The organism is Glycomyces niveus, from assembly GCF_017592475.1.
Lineage (GTDB): Bacteria > Actinomycetota > Actinomycetes > Mycobacteriales > Micromonosporaceae > Glycomyces > Glycomyces niveus.
Map to the genome: position 1 here is coordinate 125,204 of NZ_JAGFNP010000002.1, position 20,203 is coordinate 145,406.

Below are 20,203 nucleotides of genomic sequence, written 5' to 3' on the forward strand. Positions count from 1 at the left end.
TACGCCGAGCACACCGCATGGCTGCTCGACAGCGCCCACAAGGACGCCGAACGGTACCGGCGGCTCGCCGCCGAACTCGTCTCGCCGGGCGACCGCCGAGCCGCGGACATCGGCTGCGGAGGCGGCGACCGTGAGGACGGCGCTGTTGAGCGCCGCCGAGTAGGCGAGCGCGGTGCGATCGCCGAACCCCCGTGGCAACGTGAACCGACGCCGCGCCAGGGGTCAGCGCCCGTAGCGGGATTCGAGCCAGGTCACGGCGAACGCCACCATGGCCGCCGCGTCCACGAGGACGCTGTCCGCGTCGCCGACCCGGCCGCGCGTGCCCGCGCCGGTCGCCAGGTGGTCTTCCACGATGAGGCGGAAGTAGTCCTCGGGCGGGCCGGGGACGACCGGATCGCCCGTGTCGAACTCCTCGACGGTCCGCCAGACCGTGCCCTGCGGGGATGCCAGCGGGTACTCGATCGCGATGCGGCGCTTGCCGGGCAGGTCGGCGAGGTGCTCGGCGTGGTGGAGGAGCGTCATGGTGTCGAGCGGCGCGCCGACCATGAGTACCCGGCCGCCGGCCGCGGCGAGGCGCGCGAACGGGGAGCCCTCGCCGTAGCCGTAGTCGAGCGCGTGGTTCGCGGTGAACGCCTCGGCGCGGGCGCCGAGCGCGGCGACCGCCGCGCCCGGGTTCCCGCTGCGGCGCACGCCCGGGCGGGTGCCGATAGCGGCCGCGAGGACGCCGTGGTCGCGGGCGGGCCGGGCCGTCGCCGGATCGTAGGGCGGCACATGGTCGCGCAGCTCGGGGAGGACCCGGCCGTCGTCGTCCCACACGTCGACGCCGAGCTCCCAGTCCTGGTAGCTCAAGATCGTCCCTTCAGGACCGGTCGCGTCGAGCAGGGCGTCGATCAGCGCGTCCGGGCCGCCGAGGACCGGTCCGACCTTGCCGAAGGCCGCGTGGACCATCACCGCGTCGCCCTCGGCCACGCCGATCCGGCGCAGGTCGGCGGCCAGGCTCTCTCGCGTCAGCACTGCAGTCATGTTGCGAGCGTAGCCAGTCGCCGCGCGGCGTCGGTGCCCGCGACGGGTGCGAGCCAGAGGAGGCGCTGGCCCCCGTCCTCGGTGAACAGGTGGTGGCATTCGAGCTCGATGACGCCGATCGCGGGGTGCACGAAGCGCTTGCGGTCGAAGCGGCGCACCTCGACGTCCCGGGCCTGCCACAGGCGCGTGAACTCCTCGCTGCGGTCGAGCAGGTCGGCGACCATCTTCTCCGCCTCGGCGTCGCCGCGCGCGAGGGCGCGCTTGGCCGCCACCGCGCGGAGGTCCGCCACGAACGACTGGGCATGGCGCTCATGGTCTTCGGCCGGGTAGACGGTGCGGGCGGAAGGATCGGTGAACCAGCGGTAGACGATGCTCGCGGTGTAGCCGGGCTCGCCGACGGGGTCGAGTTCGCCGAGGAGCTCGGCGGCGAGGCGGTTCTGCGCGAGGGGCTGGTGCAGGTCGGTCATGATCCGCGCGGGCGTGCCGTCGAGGCGTTCGAGCAGGGTCAGCAGAGACGGGTCGGTGGCGCGCGGGGGTTCGCGGGGCGGAGCGGGGTGCCCGGCGAGGTGGAAGAGGTGGTCGCGTTCGTCCCCGGTGAGTCGCAGCGCCCGGGCGAGCGCCAGGAGCATCTGCGCCGAGGGCTGGACGCCGCGGCCGCGTTCGAGCTCGATGTAGTAGTCGATCGAGGCGTTCGCGAGGAACGCGACCTCTTCGCGGCGCAGGCCGGGCACGCGGCGGCGCGGTCCGGCGGTGAGGCCCACGTCGGCGGGCCGCAGCCGGTCGCGGCGGGAGTGGAGGAAGGCGGCGAGTTCAGAGGCGTCCACCGCTCAATCATCCACGCCGCGGCCGCTCCCGCGTGTGAGCTTAAGGAGGGGGCGGCGACCCCGGGGTCAATGTCACCGTCGCTGACCTGCGGATTCGGGGCGAGGATGGGGACGACACCGAATAAGGGAGCTGGCAATGAGCATCGACAAGGGGACCCGCGTCGCCGTCGTCACCGGCGGTTCGCGCGGCATCGGCCGGGCGATCGTGCGGCGGCTGGCCGAGCAGGGGTACGCGATCGCGGTGGGCTACGCCGGGAACGCCGAGGAGGCCGCCGCGGCGGTGAAGGAGGCGGCGGCCGCCGGGGCCGAGGCCTTCGCGTACCGGGCCGACGTGGCCGACGAGACCGCGGTGGCGGGGCTGTTCGACGAGACCGAGACCCGCTTCGGCGGGGTCGACGTGGTCTTGAACCTGGCCGGGCGCCTGTACCTGGCGCCAGTGGCCGAAATGGACCTCGATGAGGTGGACGCGTTGCACCGCACGAACATCCGGGGCGCGTTCGTCGTGGCCCGCGAGGCCGCGCGCCGGGTCCGCCCGGGCGGCTCGATCGCGCTGTTCTCGACCTCGGTGGTCGGGACCTACCACCTGACGTACGGGGCGTACGCCGCCAGCAAGGGCGCGGTCGAGGCGCTGGGCAAGACCCTGGCCCGGGAGATGCGCGGCCGCGACGTCAACGTCAACATCATCGCGCCCGGCCCGACCGCCACCGAACTCTTCTTCGAGGGGAAGAGCGAGGAGCTGATCGACCGGCTCGCGAAGGCGGCCCCGCTCGAGCGGCTGGGGGAGCCGCACGACATCGCCGAGGTCGCCGCGTTCCTCGCCTCGCCGGAGGGCCACTGGGTCAACGGGCAGGTCGTGCGCGCCAACGGCGGCATGGTCTGAACGACGGAGCAGGGGGAGGCGTCGCCGCCTCCCCCTGCCCGGTGTCGCGCTCAGGCGGCTTCCACGAGGTCGCGCTTCGCCTTGCGGACCGTGGCGAGGGCGAGCATGACGCCCGCCAGCGCGATGGCCGCGGCCGCGGTGAACGCCGCAGCGAAGCCGTCAGTGAGCGCCTCCGGGTCGCCGAGCTCGTTGGCGCCGAAGGGCACCGCGATGGCGGTGACCACGGCGAGGCCGAGCGCGGACCCGATCTGGTAGCTCGTGTTGACGATCCCCGAGGCCAGGCCGCCCTGTTCGGGGGCGGCGCTGGAGATGGCCATCTGCAGCGACGGGATGAACGCGAGGGACATGCCGAGCGCCGCGACGAGCGAGGCCGGGAGCACGTCGACCGCGAACGTCCCCTCAGGACGGACGAGCGCGAGCCATCCGAGGCCCGCCGCGAGCAGGACCAGGCCGGTGGTGATCATGGCCTTGGGTCCGAACTTCACGGTCAGGCGCGGGGCGATGACGACCATGCCGAGCATGATGAGCGCGGTCATCGGCAGCAGCGCCGCCCCCGAGGGGAAGGCCGAGTAGCCGAGCACCTGCTGCAAGTACAGGTTGAGGAAGAACCACATGGGGATCCACGCCGCGCCGAGCAGGGCCTGGGCGAGGTTGGCCGCGCCGAGGTTCGGGGCGCGGAAGATCGCCAGGGGCATGAGCGGTTCGCGGCGCTTGGCCTGCACCACCAGGAAGAGGGCGAGCAGGACGACCGCGCCGGCGAGGACGCCCCAGGTCTGGGCCGAGGCCCAGCCCGTCTCGGGCGCCCGGACGATCGCGAAGACCGCGCCGCCGAGGCCGAGCGTGGCGAGGACGGCGCCGAGTACGTCGATGGAGCCGCGGGCGCCTGCGCCGCCGGGCAGGAGCGCCGGGGCGGCGGCCACGGCGAGGACCGCGATCGGCACGTTGATGTAGAAGACCCAGGGCCACGAGGCGTACTCGGTGATGACGCCGCCGAGGAAGACGCCGGCGGTGCCGCCCGCTGGGGCCGCCGCGCCGTAGACGGCGAAGGCCTTCATGAGCTCTTTCGGGTTGGCGCCGAACAGCATCATGAGCAGGGTCAGCGCCGATGGCGCGATGAGCGCCGCGCCGACGCCCTGGACGGCGCGCCCGGCCAGTTCGGTCGCGACGTTCCCGGCCGCGCCGGCCAGGAGCGAGCCCGCGCCGAGGACGATCCAGCCGAGGCTGAAGACCCTGCGTGCGCCGAGGAGGTCGGAGAGGCGACCGCCGAGGAGCAGGAGGCCGCCGAAGACGACGACGTAGGCGTTGAAGACCCAGGACAGGTGCTCTTGCGTGAAGCCGAGTTCGGCCTGCATCTTCGGGAGGGCGACGCCGATGATCGAGGTGTCCATGATGACCATGAACTGGGCCAGGGCGATGAGCGCGAGGGCGGTCCAGCGCCGTGAGGCCGGTGGGGTCGAGGTACGTGGCATGACTGCTCCTAAATACCGGAGGGGGGTATAGTGCGGTGGCACTGCACCCCTTGGGGGCGAACCGCTCCGGCGTCGGAGCGGCGGGCGGCCCAAGAGCCGCCCGCTATTTCTAGCATACCCCCAGGGGGTATTCAAACAGGTCTCGACAAGTGACCTCGACCACTGGTCTTCCGCTTGACGATTATACCCCGCGGGGGTATAAATTCAGGGCAGTGTGATACCCCTCCTGGGTATCCGAACCCGTGAAAGCGAGTGACCCGCCATGTGCCACAACGACGCCCACACCTGCAGCACCGACACCGCCGCCGCGACCGCCGAGGAGACGGCCGCCTGCCCGGTCATGGCCGGCACGCCCGTCGTCAAGGCCGTCGCCGAAGCCAAGGGCCTCTTCCGCGACTACGAGGGCCAGCGCTACTGGTTCTGCTGCGCCGGCTGCGGCCCCGCCTTCGACGCCGACCCCGCCAAGTACGCCCTCGCCGTCTGACCTCCCGTCCCACCTGCGCGAAACGGCCCGACCGCACTGCGGCGGGTCGTTCCGCCGAGCGCGGAGAGCCCGACCTATCCGGGCCGCCTCGCCCGGCGGCATGGCAGCATGGGCATGTGCCAGCCCGAATGCCAATGCCCGTCCGCTGCGCCGCAGCGGTCGAGACCGAGCGCGCCGCGACCACGTCAGAGGTCGCCGACCCCGACGTCCCCTGGATCACCCTCGTCCACAACGACCCGGTCAACCTCATGAGCTACGTCGCCTACGTCTTCCAGTCCTACTTCGGCTTCGACGAAGCGAAGGCCAACCGGCTCATGCTCGACGTCCACAACAAGGGCCGCGCGGTCGTCTCCAGCGGCACCCGCGAGGAGATGGAACGCGACGTGCAGGCCATGCACGGCTACGGCCTCTGGGCCACCCTCAGGCAGGACCGCTGATGGGCCGCTACTTCAAGGCCGAGGACGGCGGGGCGGCCGCCTCCTTCGACGTGTTCGAGGCCGGGCTCCTGCGCGCCTACGCCGAGCAGATGCTCGAGCTCATCGACGCCCGCGACGGCGCCACCGGCACCGCCGAGGACCTCATCGCCTCGGCCTTCAGCGAGGGCCCGACCGAGCTCCCCGAGGACCCGGCGCTGGCCCGGCTCTTCCCCGACGCCTACACCGACCTCGGCCCCGACGGCGACGCCGCCGCGGCTTCCGCGGAGTTTCGCCGGTACACGGAGAACGACCTGCGCGCGCGCAAACGCGACGACGCGCAGGCCGTGATCCGCTCGCTCGAGGCGCTCGCCCCGGAGGGCCGCAGACGGAAGACCTTGCGGCTCAAGCCGGACGAGTGCCGCCAGTGGCTCGGGGCGCTGAACGACCTGCGGCTCGTGATCGCGTCCCGGCTCGGCATCGAGGCCGACGAGGACTTCGACGCGCTGCTGGAACTGCCCGACGACGACCCGCGCCAGCCGCTCGTGCTCACCTACGGCTGGTTGACGACACTGCAGGACACGCTGGTCGAGGCGTTGATGCGCTCCCTGTGACGCCTCCTATGCGTCGGGGGCGAAGTCGCCGACCATGTGGAGGATCTGGATGGCCGCGAGTCCCCATTGGGCGATGTCGTTGGTGCCGCCGTTGGGCCACCACGCGATCGGGTTGAGGGTGGTCTCGACGGCCTGGGTCTCGCGCGGCGAGTAGTCCGGCGCGTCCTTCGCGCCCCGGAACCGGTCCCAGGCGAGGCGGGCCTGCGACTCGTCCCCGGTCCGCTGGTACACGAACGCGTTGGCCCTCGTGTACGAGTACAGGAACAGGTCGCCGAACCGGCCGCCGTATTCGGCCTCCTGCTCCTGGCGGGAGGCGGTGTAGAACCGCGAGTACTTGAGCCAGTCCGCCTCGAACGCCGGCATGTCGATCTGCTGGATGAGCTCCGCGCAGATCTCGATGCGCCCGAAGGAGTTGCTGAGGTTGCTGCGCTCGGTCACCGCCGTCTCGGCGATCGCGTACCGGCCGGTGTCCATGTCGTACAGCCCCGATCCTTGCGCGAAGCCGTTGGGCTGCGCCGCGATCGTCTCCATCGTGCCGAGCACCTTCTGGCGGCAGAACTCCCAGTCCGGGCCGCGCCGCTCCCATTCGGTGAGCCACGCGGCGGCGAGGGCGGCCCAGCTGGTGCCGAAGCCGATGTCGATGGCGTTCCGGTCGGGCGCCCACGGGTCGTCGGCGGCCCGGATCTTGCGGCCGGTGTCGAGGACGAGCGCGGTCTCCTCGCTGCTCGCGAGCATGTGGAGCATGTCGCCGGTGCGCTCGTCGGCGGTCAGGTAGTAGAAGTACCGGCGGTAGTTGGCGTTCGAGACGCGCACCTGTTTGGACGAGTCGCCCCAGTGCTGCACGCCGTGCCGCGTGCCGAGCCCGGCCCACTCGCCGATGTGGTAGCAGTTGACCTCGCTGGTCTTGCGGGTCATGGCCTCGGCGAAGCGGAACACCTCGGGCTTGTTGGTGTGCAGGTACGCCATCCAGATCCACTGGTCGGGGGAGATCTCGGAGTTGTCCCAGGCGTACCCGCCGACGTCGTAGCGCCAGGTCTTGCGGTCGACGTCCTTGGAGTGCATGAAGTCGCCGTAGTCCCAGAACCCGTACCAGTGCCGCTGGTCCTGCTCGGTGCGGTAGTGCTCGAACAGGAAGTCCAGGGTGTCCTCGACGTCGGCCTTCACCGGGTGCGACCGGTCGACCGGCCCGAACAGTCCGCCGAACGCCCCGGCCGCGCTCATGTGCTCGGTGGGGGCGATGACCTGCGGCTGCGCGCGCACCACATCGGCCATCGCGCCCAGGCGCCCATGCGCGGGCGTGGCCTCGGTGACCCAGAACTGCAGCTCGGTGGTGCGGGCGACGCCGTACGGGGTGCCGAACCCCGGTTCGTAGTCCTCGTACGTGATCTCGAGGGCGTCGAGCTGCTCGGGATAGGTGTCCTGGCCCATGCCGTCGTGGTAGAACCGCGTGTCCATCGGCTGCGCCTCGGGCGACCACATCCAGACGGTGACCGTGGCCTCGTCGGTGTCGGCGCCGCGGATGTCGAGCCCGGTGGGGTGGCGCTGCCAGAAGTCCTTCATGCCGAAGCCGAACCCGCCCGACGGCCCGCCCACGTAGCCGAACCCGGACGCGCGGCGGCCCTGGTCCACCGGGACCCAGCCGTGGCCGGCCTTGGTGCGCTTCTTGACCGCGAACCCCTCGCTGGTGAGCTGGGAGAGCGAGTAGTCGCCCCAGTTCGGGATCCAGTGCAGGCGGGTGGTGACGCGTTGGTCCCATGTCGCCGGGTCCGGCAGCGCCCGCCCGGCGACCTGCGCTTCCCGCACGGCCGCACCGGGATCGCGGCGCAGGCCGGTGATGCCCTTGACGGCCTCGGCGAGCTGCCCGTGGCCTTCGCCGACGAACCGCACGTGCCGGTCGTAGAGCGCGTCGGTGAGCGCGACCTTGAAGCGCACGCCGAGCCCGGCGATGAACGCGTCCTCGCCGTCGGAGTCGAACACGAACGTGTGGACCATGCGGAAGGACTCGCCGCCCGCGTAGAAGTACAGGCGCACCGTGAACGGCAGCCAGGTGCGGCCGCGCGACTTCCGGTGCGTGCCGGTCACTTTGACGACCGCGCGCACCGGGCCCTCCTGCTCGACGGTGACCTCGTCGACCTCCGAGGTGTAGCGGTCGCGGGTGACCGAGCCGGTCTCGGTGTCGGGGGCCTCGGTCTGGGTGATGTTGACGAGGTGACCGCCCTTGACGAGGGTCCGGTCGCCGCGCTTGACGTGCTTGATGAGGTCCTTGCCGCTCTTCGCGATCCGCGCGGTGATCACGCCGGTGTTGACGTCGATGTGGTGCTTGGAGTCCGAGACTGACACGGCGAACGCGGGAGCGGCGGGCTCGCCGGCGCTGAGCGTGAACGTCTCGGCGGTCGCGGCCGGGCCGACGGCGTGCGCGGTCCACTTCAGCGAGCCGTCCGGCCAGTAGGCGAGCGGCCAGGACTGGACGGGCACTGTCGCGCCGTCGTCGGCGGTGAGCTGGAACCGCTGGTCGCCGGGGAAGCGGCCCTTGCCCCAGGGCACGCCCCAGGTCGAGCCGGGCGATTCGGCCGGTTTCCCTTCGAGCCAGCGCAGTCCGACCGAGTCGGGGCCCGCGTCGTCGGCGGTGCCCGTCTGCGCGTGGGCGGGTGCGGCCTCGAAGAGGGCGGCGGCGGCCGCCACTCCAGCGGTGGTGGCGAGGACGCCGCGTCGGCTGACGCCGCGGGGTTGGGCTGCCGTGGCAGGGGCGGTCAAGGTTCCTCCAAGGGGATGGGTGTGCCGCAAGGGATTAAACCGTTTTAACTCAAGGGGTTCAATATAGCCATGCGTCAATGTATAGTCAAGCGTCCCAGGGAGTGCCCAGTCCCGTCTGATCACGGCACGTCGACCGGACCGCAGCGCTTCCGATCCAACCGGCATACTTGGAGCAGTCATGGAAACGTTTACGCGAGTTCGGGTCGCGGGGGCGGTGGTCGGCCTCCTGGCCGCGACCGCCGGCTTCGCCCTGAGCACCACGACCACCCACGCCGAGGAGCCCGCCGCCGCGCAGGACATCGGTGCGCAGCAGGCCCTCCGGCCCATGGAGGACCTCGGCCGCGGCGTCGTCGCCGTCCGCAACGGCGGCAGCGTCCTCGTCAGCTGGCGCCTCCTCGGCCTCGACCCGGCCGGCATCGGGTTCAACGTCTACCGCTCCGCCGCAGGCGGTTCATGGACCAAGCTCAACGGCTCGGTCCTCACCGGCGGCACCAACTACACCGATGCCGCCGCGAACCTCGCGCAGGCCAACGCCTACCGGGTCGTCCCCGTCATCGGCGGCGCCGAGCAGCAGCCCAGCACCGCCTTCACCCTCACCGCGAACCACGCTGACGAGCCCGTCGTCCGCATCCCGCTGCGCAGCGGCGGCCCGGTGAAGTTCGTCTGGACGGGCGACCTCGACGGCGACGGCGAGTACGACTACGTGATCGACCGCCAGACCTCGCCCCAGGCGATCGAGGCCTACACCGGGAAGGGCCAGTTCCTGTGGCGGGTCGACATGGGACCCAACAGCACCAACCAGGACAACATCGAACCCGGCTCCGCCACGATCGACGTCGGCCACAACGACGGCGTCACCGTCCAGGACTTCGACGGCGACGGGCGCGCCGAGGTCGCGGTGCGCATCGCCGACGGCGTCACCTTCGGCGACGGCCGCCGCTTCACCGCCTCCAACGACGACCACCAGTTCATCGCGATGCTCGACGGCCGCACCGGCGCGCTGCGCGACTCGGCCCAGGTGCCCACCGACTACCTCGCGGACGGACCGCTGGCGGCCCGGTTCGGCGTGGGCTACCTCGACGGCGTCACGCCCAGCCTCGTGGCGTTCATGAAGAACCGCGTCGGCAACGGCGGGTTCAACCTCATGATGTCCGCCTGGAACTTCGACGGCACCGAGGTCACCATGAAATGGAAGTGGCTGCGCGGCAACCAGAACGCCCCTGACGGCCACAACACCCGCATCATTGACGTCAACGGCGACGGCAAGGACGAAGTGGCCGAGATCGGCTTCGTCCTCAACGGCGACGGCACCCTCCGCTACTCCCTCGCGAGCCAGGGCGTCATCCACGGCGACCGCTTCCACATCGCCGACATGGACCCGAGCCGCCCCGGCCTCGAAGGCTACGGCGTGCAGCAGAACAACCCCAGCGGCTTGCGCGAGTACTACTACGACGCCTCCACCGGCCGGATGATCTGGAAGCACACCCGCAGCGGGACCGCCGACGTCGGCCGCGGCATGGCCGGCGACGTCGACGCCCGCTTCCCCGGCATGGAGGTGTGGTCCTTCGACGGCCTCTACAACGCCTCCCAGAACCGGCTCACCGAACCGAACACGTCCCTGCGGCCCTGGCCGCAGCTCGGCCTGTGGTGGGACGGCGACCTGACCATGGAACTGCTCAACGACGGCAAGATCGAGAAATGGAACCCGCTCAACCCCACGCCCACCAACAGCCTCCCGCGCCTGGAGACCGTCACCGACTACGGCGCGGTCAAAGCCGCGCAGGGCGGGCCCACGCTCGTGGGTGATCTGTTCGGCGACTGGCGCGAAGAGGCCGTCTACACCAACTCCTCCTACAACCAGCTCATCGTCTTCACCACCGACAGGCCCACGTCCACCAGGCTCTACACGCTGGCGCACAACCCCGCCTACCGCAACGCCATGACCCTCCACGGGTACATGCAGTCCCACCACACCGACTACTTCCTCGGCTCGGGCATGGCCACCCCGCCCGCGCCGGCCATCACCTACTGACCGCCCGGCGGGGCCGCTTCGGCGGCCCCGCCCTCCACCACCGATAGCGAGGGCACTCTGTGACCACCCCACTGCGGGCCTTCGGGCCGCTCGAACCGACCCACGACGGCTGGCGGCAAGCGGCAGTGGCCCTCGGCCGCCCCGCCGTCGCCCTCGCCGCCCGAGGGCCGGACGAGATGCCGGTGACCATGTCGAACCACTCCCACGAAGAGAACTGGTTCGAACTGCTCACCCGCCCGCTCTGGGGCCTCGCCCCCGCGAAAGACGCCGTGCCGCAAGCGGTCTGGGACGACCTCGCCCGCACGATCGCGCTCGCTCTCGACCCGGGCGGCGACTGGTACATCGGCGACCCCGGCCCCCGCGACCAGCGGTGCGTCGAATCCGCCGCCCTCGGCCTCGCCCTCACCCTCGCCCCCGAACGACTCTGGGACCCACTCGGCCCCAAGGAACGCGACCGGGTCGCGGCCTGGCTCTCCCGGGCCTACAAGACCGAGGTCATCGACAGCAACTGGCGCTTCTTCCCCGTCCTCGCCGGGCACGGCCTCGACGCGATCGGCGTCGAGCGCGACACCGCGATCGCCGACGCGCACCTCGAACGCCTGGGGGAGTTCCACCTCGGCGACGGCGCCTACGAGGACGGACCCGGCAACCGGGTCGACTACTACAACCCGTTCGCCTTCCACACCTACGGCCTCCTCCACTACCGCCTCTCCGGCGACGACCGCTTCGTCCCGCCCGCGGCGGCCTTCGCCCGGCGCTTCCGCTCCTGGTTCGGCGCCGACGGCCCAGGCGTCCCCTATGGACGCAGCCTCGGCTACCGGTTCGCCCAAGGCTCGCTCTGGGGCGCGCTGGCGGCCGCCGATGTGGAGGCCGTGCCGTGGGCCGAGGCCGCGGGATTCAGCCGTCGCCACCTCGAATGGTGGTGGGACAAGCCGATCCTCGAGCCGGACGGGCGGCTGAGCGTCGGCTACGGCTACCCGAACCACGCCCTGGTCGAGCAGTACCTCACGGCCGGCTCCCCGTGGTGGGCCATGAAGGTCTTCACCGGACTCCTCGCCGGCCCCGACCACCCGTTCTGGACCGCCGCGCCCGCGACGCCCGGCCCGGTGGTCGAGCCGCACCCGCCCGCGCGGGCCGTCCATGTGCGGGACCGGGGCGGCCACGTCACGCGCCTCAACGGGCAGGCCTGGCGGGCGATGATGCGCGGCGGCAAGGACACCTACGGCCGGCTCGCCTACTCGACCCTGACCGGGTTCTCGCTCGCGGTGGACGGCCCCGGCCTCGAAGCCGCCGCCCCCGACGGGGCCTTGGTCCTCTCCGAGGACGGCCGCCACTGGCGGGGCCGCGAGGACTCCGACGACGGCGTCATCGGCGCCGACGGGACGGTCACCGTCACCTGGCGGCCCTGGGAGGACGTCCACATCACCTCCACATTGAAAGCCTCGCTTGACGGCTGGCACACCCGCACCCACGTGATCGACTCCGCGCGGCCCCTCCACACCGGCGAAGGCGGCTGGTGCGTCCCGCGCGACGGCCACGAGGCCGCGGTCGCCACCGACCGCATCGCCGTGGTGTCCCACGACATCCGCAGCGAACTCATCGGCGACGACCGGGACGTCCGGCTCATCGCGCCCATGCCCGGCACCCACCTGTATTGGCCAGCAACGGTGCTGCCCGTGCTCACCGGCGTGCTCGAACCCGGGCGGCACGTGCTGCGCGCCCGGTTCTTCGCGGGAAGGGACTGAAAACGTGACCGAAGCGCCTTGACAGCCTTGGAAAGCGCGATCTAAGGTGACACAGCAAAAGTTAAAACGATTTAACTATCTGAATGCCCCGCCCCTGGCCCCCCACCCCTCATCACCAGAAGGAGTGCATCAATGTCGATCCACAATCCCCTCCGCCGCCGGAGCCTCCTCGCGGGCGCGACCGCCGCCGCGGCGCTCGGCGCGGCGGCCGCGTGCGGCGACGACGGCCCGGCCGGGACCGCCGACGACCCGATCGAGATCGGGTTCGAATGGTGGGGCGACGACGCCCGCGCCGAGGTCACCAAGCAGGCCGTCGACCTCTTCATGGAGAAGAACGAGGGCATCAAGGTCCGCACCAACTTCGCCGACTACCCCGCCTACTGGGAGGGGCTGACCGGACGCATGGCCTCCCGCGACCTCCCCGACGTCTTCCAGATGGACTACCCGCGCCTGCGCCAGTTCGGCGCCACCGGGATGCTGCTGCCCCTCGACGGCGTCGTCGCCACCGACGACTTCCGCGACGGCGTGCTCGACACCGCCAAGCTCGATGGCAAGCTCGTCGCCGTCCCGGTCGGCAGCAACATGTTCGGTCTCATCTACCGCCCCGACTGGTTCGAGGAGCACGGCATCGCCGTCCCGGAGGCGGGCTACTCGTGGGGGGAGTACGGCGCCCTCATCGCCCAGATCACGACCGCGCTCGGCGAAGACCGGTGGGGCGGCAGCGACTGGGCCGGCTCGTACCTGCTCATGGAGTTGTGGCTGCGCCAGCAGGGCGGGGCCTTCTACGCCGACGACGCCGCGAGCCTTGCCTTCACCAAGGACCAGCTCGTCGAGTGGTGGTCCTCGACCCTCGATCTCGTGGCCTCCGGCGCGATGCCCTCCCCGGAGGTCGCCGCCGAAGCCACCGCGCCCGGCGTCGCCGGCGGCGTCATGGCCACCGAACTGCGTTGGGACACCGCGATGAGCGGCTACTGGGCGGCCGTCGCCGAAGGCGGCGGCTCCCTCGCGCTCGCCCCGCCGCCCTCCGCGGACCCCGCGAACCTCGCCCTGCATCTGCGGCCCTCCGTGCAGTTCGTCATCGCCGCGAACTCCGAGGCTCCGAAGGAGAGCGCGAAACTCATCGAGTTCCTGCTCACCGACCCCGAGGCCGCCGCGATCCTCGGCACCAACCGCGGCATCCCCTCCACGAAGACCGGCCTCGCCAGCGTCGAGATCGACGAGGCCTCGCAGGTCGTGCTCGACTACGAGGCCACCGTCGAGCAGTACCTCATCGAGGCCCCGGTCGTGCCCCCGGCCGCCGCCGGCGCCATCGAAGCCAAGTTCACCGAGATATACGGCCAGGTCCAGTACGGCGAGATGACCCCCGCCGATGCCGCCGACCTCTTCTTCACCGAGGCCGACACCCTGTTCCAAAGCGAGCAGTAGACGCCCCCGGCAGGGGAGCGGCCCTAGGGGATGCTCAGGCACCCCCTGGAGGACCGCTCCCCACCCCCTACACTCGCCCCATGCAAGGCCCACCCCCACGTACCGCGCTCATCACCGGCGCCGCAGCCGGAATCGGCGCCGCCTTCGCCAGGGCGCTCGCCCGCGAAGGCTGGCGGCTCGTCCTCGTCGACCGCAACAGCGAAGGGCTGCAGGCCCTCGCCGCGTCACTCGACACTGAGACGGCCACGGTCACCGCCGACCTGACCACCGAGGCCGGCATCGAAGCGGTCGCCGACCACTGCCGCGGCGGCCTCGACCTCCTCGTCAACAACGCCGGCTTCGGCCACCCCACCGAATTCCTCGACACCCCGATCGAAGCCGAGATCGCCATGACGCGGCTGCACGTCGAGGCTGTGCTGCGCCTCACCGTCGACGCGCTCCCCGCCATGATCGAACGCGGCCGCGGCGGCGTCATCAACACCGGCTCGGTCCTCGGCTTCTTCCCCAGCTCGACCTATTCGGCGAGCAAGGCCTGGGTCATCAACTTCACCCAGTCCGCGGCCGTCAAGGCGCGGCCCCGCGGCGTCGACGTCATGGTCCTGTGCCCCGGCTTCACCCGCACCGAGTTCCACGACACCGCCGCCATGAACATGACGGCCGTCCCGGACTTCCTCTGGCTCGACGCCGACACGCTCGTCGCCGCCGCCCTGCGGGACTGGCGCAAACGCAAGGCGATCAGCATCCCCGGCTGGCAGAACAAGACGATCGCGGTCCTCAGCCGCCTGCTCCCGATGCGCCTCATCCTCCGCATCCACGCCCGCGGAGCCGAGCGGCCGATGGCGGTGCGCGAAGCGGCCCCGCGCCCCTGAACTTGACACGCCCTCACCGAACGGGAATCATGGTTTCAGTAACCGTTCCCGCAACAGTTTAACCGGGGTGACTTCATTTGGCGCGCAAAGCGAACGCCGCAGGCGACGGGACGCGCCACACCACCATCCGCGAGGTGGCGGAACGCGCCGGCGTCTCGGTCGCCACCGTCTCGCGCATCCTCTCGGGCACCTACCCCGCCGCCCCCGCGACCCGCAGCAAGGTCATGCGCGCCGTCGAAGAACTCGACTACGTCGCCAACCACCACGCCCGCGCCCTCCAGGGGACCACCCGCAAGAGCATCGCCATCATCGTCAACTCGGTCATCTCCCCGCACTACGCCCATGTGGCCCAAGGGGTCCAGACCCAGGCCGCCGAGGACAGCCGCCTCTGCCAGATCGGCACCAGCGGCGGCGACGCCGAACGCGAACTCGCCATGGTCCAGTTCATGCGCGAGCAGCACCCCGAGGCCGTGATCCTCGTCGGCAACGTGAACGCCGACGCCGAATACCGGGCCCGCATGAGCCGCTACGCCCACGCGCTGGCCGCCATCGGCTCCCGCCTGGTGCTCTGCGGCCGCCCGCCGCTCGGCCCCGACGTGCCCGCCGTGGTCGTCGAGTACGACAACACCGGCGGCGCGTTCGCGGCCACGAGCCACCTGCTGTCCAACGGCCACAAGCGCATCCTCTACCTCGGCCGCCGCCCCGGCTACACGACGGCCGACGCCCGGATCGAGGGCTACCGCAAGGCCCTCGCCGCGTACGGCGCCGAGCACGACCCGGGCCTCGAGGTCGACGGCACCTACGAGCGGTTCGAGGGCTACCGGATGATGAAGGAGCGCTTGGCCTCCGGGCCGCACGACTACACGGCGGTCTTCTCCGGCAACGACCAGATCGCGGCGGGCGCGCGGCAGGCCCTCCTCGAACACGGCCTTCGCGTGCCCGAGGACATCTCCCTCGTCGGTTTCGACGACCTCCCCCCGGCCGCCGACATCGACCTCACCACGGTCTACCAGCCGCACGAGGAACTCGGCCGCACCGCCGTCCGCCTCGCCCTCGAACACGCCCGCCAAGGCGGCCCGCCCCCGCACACGGTCCTCGGCACCCACCTGGTCCTGCGAGGCTCGGTCCGCCCGCTGGTGGCGACCTGACCTGCGAGGCCAAAGGCCTGTCGGACCCTTGTGGGACAGTGGTCCTTTTCGGTTGGTCGGAGGCGGTAAGCGGGAGGGATAGGGGGCACCCCCTACAGCCACGCGACCGGCGCGGGCCGCGACCGGCGCAAGCGGTCGATCAGCCCAGCGCGCCCCGGGGCCTCGTTCAGCGCCGCCGCAGGGCGGTGTCGGTGGCTGCCGTTACGCTCTCGGTCATGGCTGAACGACCGGAATTCGCGCGCTTTCCCAACGTGACGTTCGTGGAGGGCGAGACCAGCGAGTCGGTGATCTACAGTCCCGGCGGCCCGGCCGACCAGCATCTGGCCGAGGTCTTCGCGGCGCACGGTCTCGAAGGGTCGGGGTATGACTGGCAGTCGGCCGTGCACGCCTCGCTGCTCGAGCGTCCTGAGCTGCTGGAGCGCTTCAGGTTCGACTGCGAGGCGGGCATGTTCTGTGCGTACGGGACCGACCGGGCCGCGCTCGGCGAGGTCGCGTCGACGTTGGAGTCGCTGCTGCAGCGCCCGGTGTTGCTGGTCGAGGCGCTGGAGGTCGCCGCCGAGCACGACCTCTTCGACTAGCGGGACTTGCTGATCGAGCGCTGCACCAGCCGGCGGACGCCGGGGAGGGTGATCGACCGCATCGCCATGTCGCTCATCCAGACGTGGAACTTCGTCGGCGGCGCGAACTGGGCGATGCCGCGCCGCGCCAGCGCTTGGCGCTTCGCGACCTCCGGGCGCAGGCGCGCCTCCCAGGCGGCCAGCGCCGCCGGGAGGTCGTCCGCGTCGAGGGCTTCGCCGAGCGCGTGCGCGCCCGCGAGCGCCAGGCCCGCACCGTATCCGGCGAAGAGCGTCACGCACCAGGCGGCGTCGCCGAGGAGGACGACCCGGCCGGTGCTCCAGGCGTCCATGCGGATCTGGCTCACCGAGTCGAAGTAGGCGCTGTCCGGGGCCCCGCGGAGTTGCGCGAGCGCGTCGGGGACGCCGCCGCCGAGGTCGCCGAAGGCCGCCTCGAGTGCCGTGGCCGCGCCGCGCTCGAGGTCCGTGTCGGGGCCGCGGTAGGCGAAGAACGCCGATGACCGGTCGGGTCCGAGGTTGATGACGGCCGCCGTGCGGCCGGGGCCGATGAACGTGGTGCCGCTGCCGTCGGCGAGGCCGTCGGGGACCCGGCGGAGTGGGAACGCGCCGACCATGTGGTCCAGGTCGACCCGGAACCGCGACTCGTCGCCGAAGACGAGGCGGCGCACGCCCGAATGCAGGCCGTCGGCGCCGATGAGCAAGTCCGCGTTCATGGTCGAGCCGTCGCCGAGCACCGCGGTGACGCCGTCGCGGGTCTGGTCGACGGCGGTGACCGTGGTGCCGAAGCGGAAGTCGGCGGTGTCCTCCACGGCTTCGAAGAGCACCGTCTCCAGGTCGCCCCGGAACACCGACATCGCCCGAGCGCCCTGCGCGGCCTCCACGATCGCCTGCGGCACCGTGAACTTCGCCGTGCCGTCGGCCCGGACCAGGACTGACGTGAACGCCCCGAGGTCCCGCTTCGACAGTTCGGGGAGCAGGCCCAGCCGTTCGACGGCGTCGTGGCCGCCGCCGATCAGGTTGAGCATGTACCCGCTGCTGCGCCGCGCGGGAGCCCGTTCCACGACCGCGGCGTGCCAGCCCGCCCGGTGCAGCACCAGCGCCGCCGCCAGTCCGGCGATGCCCGCTCCGACCACGATCGCCCTGCGCTTGCCCATTGTCGCCTCCGAAAGGTTTGAACATGTGTTCATCCAAGTATGAACGCATGCTCAAACTCGCGGCACGCACCCCCGCCCGGCCCGATACACTGGCTCCCGTGCCAAGAGGAGTCGCCATCCCCGAGCTGCGCCAGCAGTTGTTCACCGCCGCCGAGCGCGTGATCCTCCGCGACGGCCCGGCCAGACTCAGCGGCCGCGCCGTCACCACCGAGGCCGGGGTCGCCGCCGGACTCCTCTACGCCCACTTCAGCGACCTCGACGACTTCCTCGCCGCCTACGCCGTGGATCGCTCCTTCACCGTCATCGCCGCCGCCAAGCGGCTCCCCGAACGCGCCGGCACCGGCGACATCGCCGCCAACCTCGGCGACGCGGTCCTCGCCGTCCCCCGCGACACCCTCGCCGCGCTCGCCCGCCTCCTCGTGCTCCGGCCCGAACTCGCCGCCCGCGTCCACGACGTGCTCGGCGACGACACCGCCCTCGACGCCATCGAGCAGGCCGCCGCCGCGTACCTCGCGGCCGAGCGCCGCCTCGGCCGCCTCCCCGAGACGACCGACCCCGCCGCGGTCGCGCTCGCCGTCGTGGGCGCCCTGCACCACCTGGTCCTCACCGCCGCGGACCTCGACGACCGCCTCCGGCCCGCGATCACCGCGCTGGTCGGCTCGACCGCGAACGAACGGAGCGGCAATGGCTGACGACCAGCGCCCGGACCTGCCCCCGCGCATCGGCATCGACCGGCCCGGCTCATTCAGCCGCTCGGTCTTCCACGAGCGCCACCCGGTCCTCATCGCGAACCTCCTCGCCGACTTCCCCTACCCGCCGCGTATCCGCGAACGGCTCGAAGCGCTCCTGGACGAGACGCTGCACGGCGCGGTCCCCGCCGTGGTCCCGCCCGGCCCGAACCTGCCGTTCTGGGAGGCCGAGATCGCCGCCCGCGCCGGCACGCCCTGGAGCGCGCTGCCGTACCTGTGGGCCGAGTCGTACTTCTACCGCCGCCTCCTCGAGGCCGTCGAGTACTTCGACGCCGAGAGCCCCTGGTGCGGCATCGACCTCTTCGCGCCGCAGAAGCACGCCCAGCTCGCGGGGGAGGAGATCCAGGCGGACCTCGACGCCTACGCCGAACTGGCCGAAAAGGACCCCGACGAGCGCCGCCAGGCGCTGCTCTACGCGAGCCTGTGGGGCAACCAGGCCGACCTCGGCTTCCGCACCGACAACGACATCGCGGGCCAGAGCGACGTGGTCGTGGATGACAGCGACGCGATCTGGGACCTCGTCGACGGCCCGGGGGAGCGGCCCGTGATCGTGGTGGCCGACAACGCCGGCCGCGAACTCACCGCCGACCTCGCCCTCGTCGACGCGATCCTCGAGACGACCGCGGTGGAGCTGCACCTCAAGCCGCACCCGTACTTCGTCTCCGACGCCACCGGCCAGGACCTCCTCGCCACACTCGACGCCTTGGCCGCCAATGCGAACAAGCCCGTCCAGGCCCTCGGCCAGCGCCTCCGCGACGCGGTCCGCGACGAGACCCTGCGAGTGCGCACCCACGGCTTCTACGCCCTGCCGTCCACCTACCGGCACCTGCCGCCCGCGCTCGCGGCCGACTACGCCGCCGCGAAACTCGTGATCGTCAAGGGCGACTTGAACTACCGCCGCCTCGTGGGCGACCGCGAATGGGACCCGACCGCGCCCTTCGGAGAGGTCGTCGGCTACTTCCCGGGCGAGGTCGCCGCCCTCCGCACCGCCAAATCCGACCTCGCGGTCGGCGTTCCGCGAGCCCGTCTCACGGTGCTGGACACCGCTTCCCCGGACTGGCGGATCAGCGGCACGCACGCGATGATTCAGGTCCTGCACTGATTCGAGGAGGCGACCGTGCCGGTCGACGAGTACTTCACCAAGATGTTCCGAGGCCTGGAAGAGGCCGCCGCGCCCGGCGCCACCGACGAGGAGAAGGAGGCGCTCTCGCAGGCGTTCATGCGCGAGTACATCGGTGACGCCCTCGACTGGGACACCACCGGCATCACCGTGGAGGACACCGCGATCGACGGCCCGCACGGCCCGATCCCGCTGCGCCTCTACCGCCCCGAAGGCGAGATCGGCGGCGCGGTCCTGTGGTGCCACGGCGGCGGCTTCGGCTGGGGCGACCTGGACATGCACGAGGCCCACGTGGTGGCCGTCGAGCTCGCCCGCCGCGGCGGCGCAGCGGTGGCCTCAGTGGACTACCGGCTCGCGAACGACACCGTGAAGTACCCGGTGCCGATCGACGACGTGCACGCCGCCTGGGAATGGTGGTGCGGCCAGTACCCCGACAGCGGCCCGCTCGGCCTCGGCGGCGCCAGCGCCGGCGCGGCCCTGGCCCTCTCGACCGCGTTGCGCACCAGGGACACCGGCGGCCGCGCGGCCGACGCGCTGCTGCTCGCCTACCCGTTCGCGCACTACCCGAACCCCTCGCTGAGCCCGGCGATGAGCGCCGAGATGGCGGCCGTGCCGTTCCGCTTCGAGACCGAGAACATCGAAGGCATGGTCCGCAACTACGTGGGCCGCATCAGCGATGTCCCCGCCGACGCCCTCCCCGGAGCGGCCCGGCTCGACGGGCTGCCCCGGACGCTCATCGTCGCCTCCGAGTACGACGACCTGCGCGCCTCCGCGGACCTGCTCGAGCGCCAGCTGAGCGAGGTCGGCGTGCCGGTGGAGTCCTACCTCTCCCTCGGCATGACGCACGGGCACCTCAACCACTCTCCCGAGGTCGCCGAGGTCGCGCGGTCCCTCGACTTCTTCGCCGAAGGACTGCGCGCCTGAA

At 71.7% G+C, this 20,203-nt stretch carries 18 protein-coding genes; 13 read left to right on the top strand and 5 right to left on the bottom strand.

Annotation, left to right across the window (positions count from 1 at the left end; genetic code table 11):
- Window positions 1–222: 222 nt before the first annotated feature.
- On the bottom strand, window positions 223–1,023 hold the full coding sequence (aac(3), locus tag J5V16_RS03500; protein ID WP_208494622.1) for an aminoglycoside 3-N-acetyltransferase: 801 nt from the start codon (window positions 1,021–1,023) through the stop codon (window positions 223–225).
- Window positions 1,020–1,847, bottom strand: a complete 828-nt coding sequence (locus J5V16_RS03505; RefSeq protein WP_208494623.1) for an MmyB family transcriptional regulator — start codon at window positions 1,845–1,847, stop codon at window positions 1,020–1,022. Before J5V16_RS03505 ends, aac(3) begins: the two co-directional genes overlap by 4 nt.
- A gap of 136 nt (window positions 1,848–1,983) precedes the next feature.
- Here J5V16_RS03505 and J5V16_RS03510 point away from each other — a divergent pair, with 136 nt between their 5' ends.
- On the top strand, window positions 1,984–2,727 hold the full coding sequence (locus tag J5V16_RS03510) for an SDR family oxidoreductase (protein ID WP_208494624.1): 744 nt from the start codon (window positions 1,984–1,986) through the stop codon (window positions 2,725–2,727).
- A gap of 50 nt (window positions 2,728–2,777) precedes the next feature.
- Here the strand turns inward: J5V16_RS03510 and J5V16_RS03515 are convergent, their stop codons facing one another.
- Window positions 2,778–4,196, bottom strand: a complete 1,419-nt coding sequence (locus J5V16_RS03515) for an MFS transporter (RefSeq protein ID WP_208494625.1) — start codon at window positions 4,194–4,196, stop codon at window positions 2,778–2,780.
- 262 nt (window positions 4,197–4,458) lie between these two features.
- Between J5V16_RS03515 and J5V16_RS03520 the strand changes: the two genes are divergently transcribed.
- From J5V16_RS03520 to J5V16_RS03530, 3 genes are all read left to right on the top strand, one after another.
- Entirely contained in the window at window positions 4,459–4,680 is a 222-nt protein-coding gene (locus J5V16_RS03520; protein WP_208494626.1) for a YHS domain-containing protein, read from the top strand.
- A gap of 134 nt (window positions 4,681–4,814) precedes the next feature.
- Window positions 4,815–5,117, top strand: coding sequence for an ATP-dependent Clp protease adapter ClpS (gene clpS, locus J5V16_RS03525; RefSeq protein WP_408612373.1), 303 nt, complete (start codon window positions 4,815–4,817; stop codon window positions 5,115–5,117).
- Window positions 5,117–5,707, top strand: a complete 591-nt coding sequence (locus tag J5V16_RS03530) for a DUF2017 domain-containing protein (RefSeq protein ID WP_208494628.1) — start codon at window positions 5,117–5,119, stop codon at window positions 5,705–5,707. The genes clpS and J5V16_RS03530 overlap by 1 nt, the downstream gene beginning before the upstream one ends.
- Before the next feature lie 6 nt (window positions 5,708–5,713).
- Here J5V16_RS03530 and J5V16_RS03535 read toward each other — a convergent pair whose 3' ends face one another.
- The gene (locus J5V16_RS03535) at window positions 5,714–8,461 is read right to left on the bottom strand and encodes an exo-rhamnogalacturonan lyase family protein (RefSeq protein WP_208494629.1); all 2,748 of its coding nucleotides are present in this window, start codon (window positions 8,459–8,461) and stop codon (window positions 5,714–5,716) included.
- Window positions 8,462–8,639: 178 nt separating this feature from the next.
- On the opposite strand from J5V16_RS03535, the gene J5V16_RS03540 reads away from it, so the two are divergent.
- From J5V16_RS03540 to J5V16_RS03565, 6 genes are all read left to right on the top strand, one after another.
- The gene (locus J5V16_RS03540) at window positions 8,640–10,493 is read left to right on the top strand and encodes a rhamnogalacturonan lyase family protein (protein WP_208494630.1); all 1,854 of its coding nucleotides are present in this window, start codon (window positions 8,640–8,642) and stop codon (window positions 10,491–10,493) included.
- Between the two features lie 59 nt (window positions 10,494–10,552).
- Window positions 10,553–12,238: a DUF2264 domain-containing protein gene (locus tag J5V16_RS03545; protein ID WP_208494631.1), complete on the top strand. Its 1,686-nt coding sequence runs from the start codon at window positions 10,553–10,555 to the stop codon at window positions 12,236–12,238.
- Window positions 12,239–12,370: 132 nt separating this feature from the next.
- Window positions 12,371–13,663, top strand: a complete 1,293-nt coding sequence (locus J5V16_RS03550; RefSeq protein ID WP_208494632.1) for an ABC transporter substrate-binding protein — start codon at window positions 12,371–12,373, stop codon at window positions 13,661–13,663.
- Window positions 13,664–13,743: 80 nt separating this feature from the next.
- A complete protein-coding gene (locus J5V16_RS03555; protein ID WP_208494633.1) occupies window positions 13,744–14,532 on the top strand; it encodes an SDR family NAD(P)-dependent oxidoreductase in 789 nt (262 codons plus the stop codon).
- Between the two features lie 77 nt (window positions 14,533–14,609).
- On the top strand, window positions 14,610–15,680 hold the full coding sequence (locus tag J5V16_RS03560) for a LacI family DNA-binding transcriptional regulator (RefSeq protein ID WP_208494634.1): 1,071 nt from the start codon (window positions 14,610–14,612) through the stop codon (window positions 15,678–15,680).
- Between the two features lie 215 nt (window positions 15,681–15,895).
- A complete protein-coding gene (locus J5V16_RS03565) occupies window positions 15,896–16,258 on the top strand; it encodes an Imm51 family immunity protein (protein WP_208494635.1) in 363 nt (120 codons plus the stop codon).
- On the opposite strand, the gene J5V16_RS03570 is transcribed toward J5V16_RS03565, so the two are convergent.
- Window positions 16,255–17,409 carry an FAD-dependent oxidoreductase gene (locus tag J5V16_RS03570; RefSeq protein WP_243900720.1) on the bottom strand — a complete coding sequence of 385 codons (1,155 nt, stop codon included), beginning with the start codon at window positions 17,407–17,409 and terminating at the stop codon, window positions 16,255–16,257. The genes J5V16_RS03565 and J5V16_RS03570 overlap by 4 nt on opposite strands.
- A 98-nt stretch (window positions 17,410–17,507) precedes the next feature.
- Between J5V16_RS03570 and J5V16_RS03575 the strand changes: the two genes are divergently transcribed.
- Genes J5V16_RS03575 through J5V16_RS03585 form a run of 3 tightly spaced genes read left to right on the top strand, consistent with a single transcriptional unit; the run spans window position 17,508 to window position 20,202 of the window.
- The gene (locus tag J5V16_RS03575) at window positions 17,508–18,101 is read left to right on the top strand and encodes a TetR/AcrR family transcriptional regulator (protein ID WP_208494637.1); all 594 of its coding nucleotides are present in this window, start codon (window positions 17,508–17,510) and stop codon (window positions 18,099–18,101) included.
- Entirely contained in the window at window positions 18,094–19,260 is a 1,167-nt protein-coding gene (locus J5V16_RS03580; RefSeq protein ID WP_208494638.1) for a damage-control phosphatase ARMT1 family protein, read from the top strand. The genes J5V16_RS03575 and J5V16_RS03580 overlap by 8 nt, the downstream gene beginning before the upstream one ends.
- Window positions 19,261–19,275: 15 nt before the next feature.
- The gene (locus J5V16_RS03585; RefSeq protein ID WP_208494639.1) at window positions 19,276–20,202 is read left to right on the top strand and encodes an alpha/beta hydrolase; all 927 of its coding nucleotides are present in this window, start codon (window positions 19,276–19,278) and stop codon (window positions 20,200–20,202) included.
- Window position 20,203 lies beyond the last annotated feature (1 nt).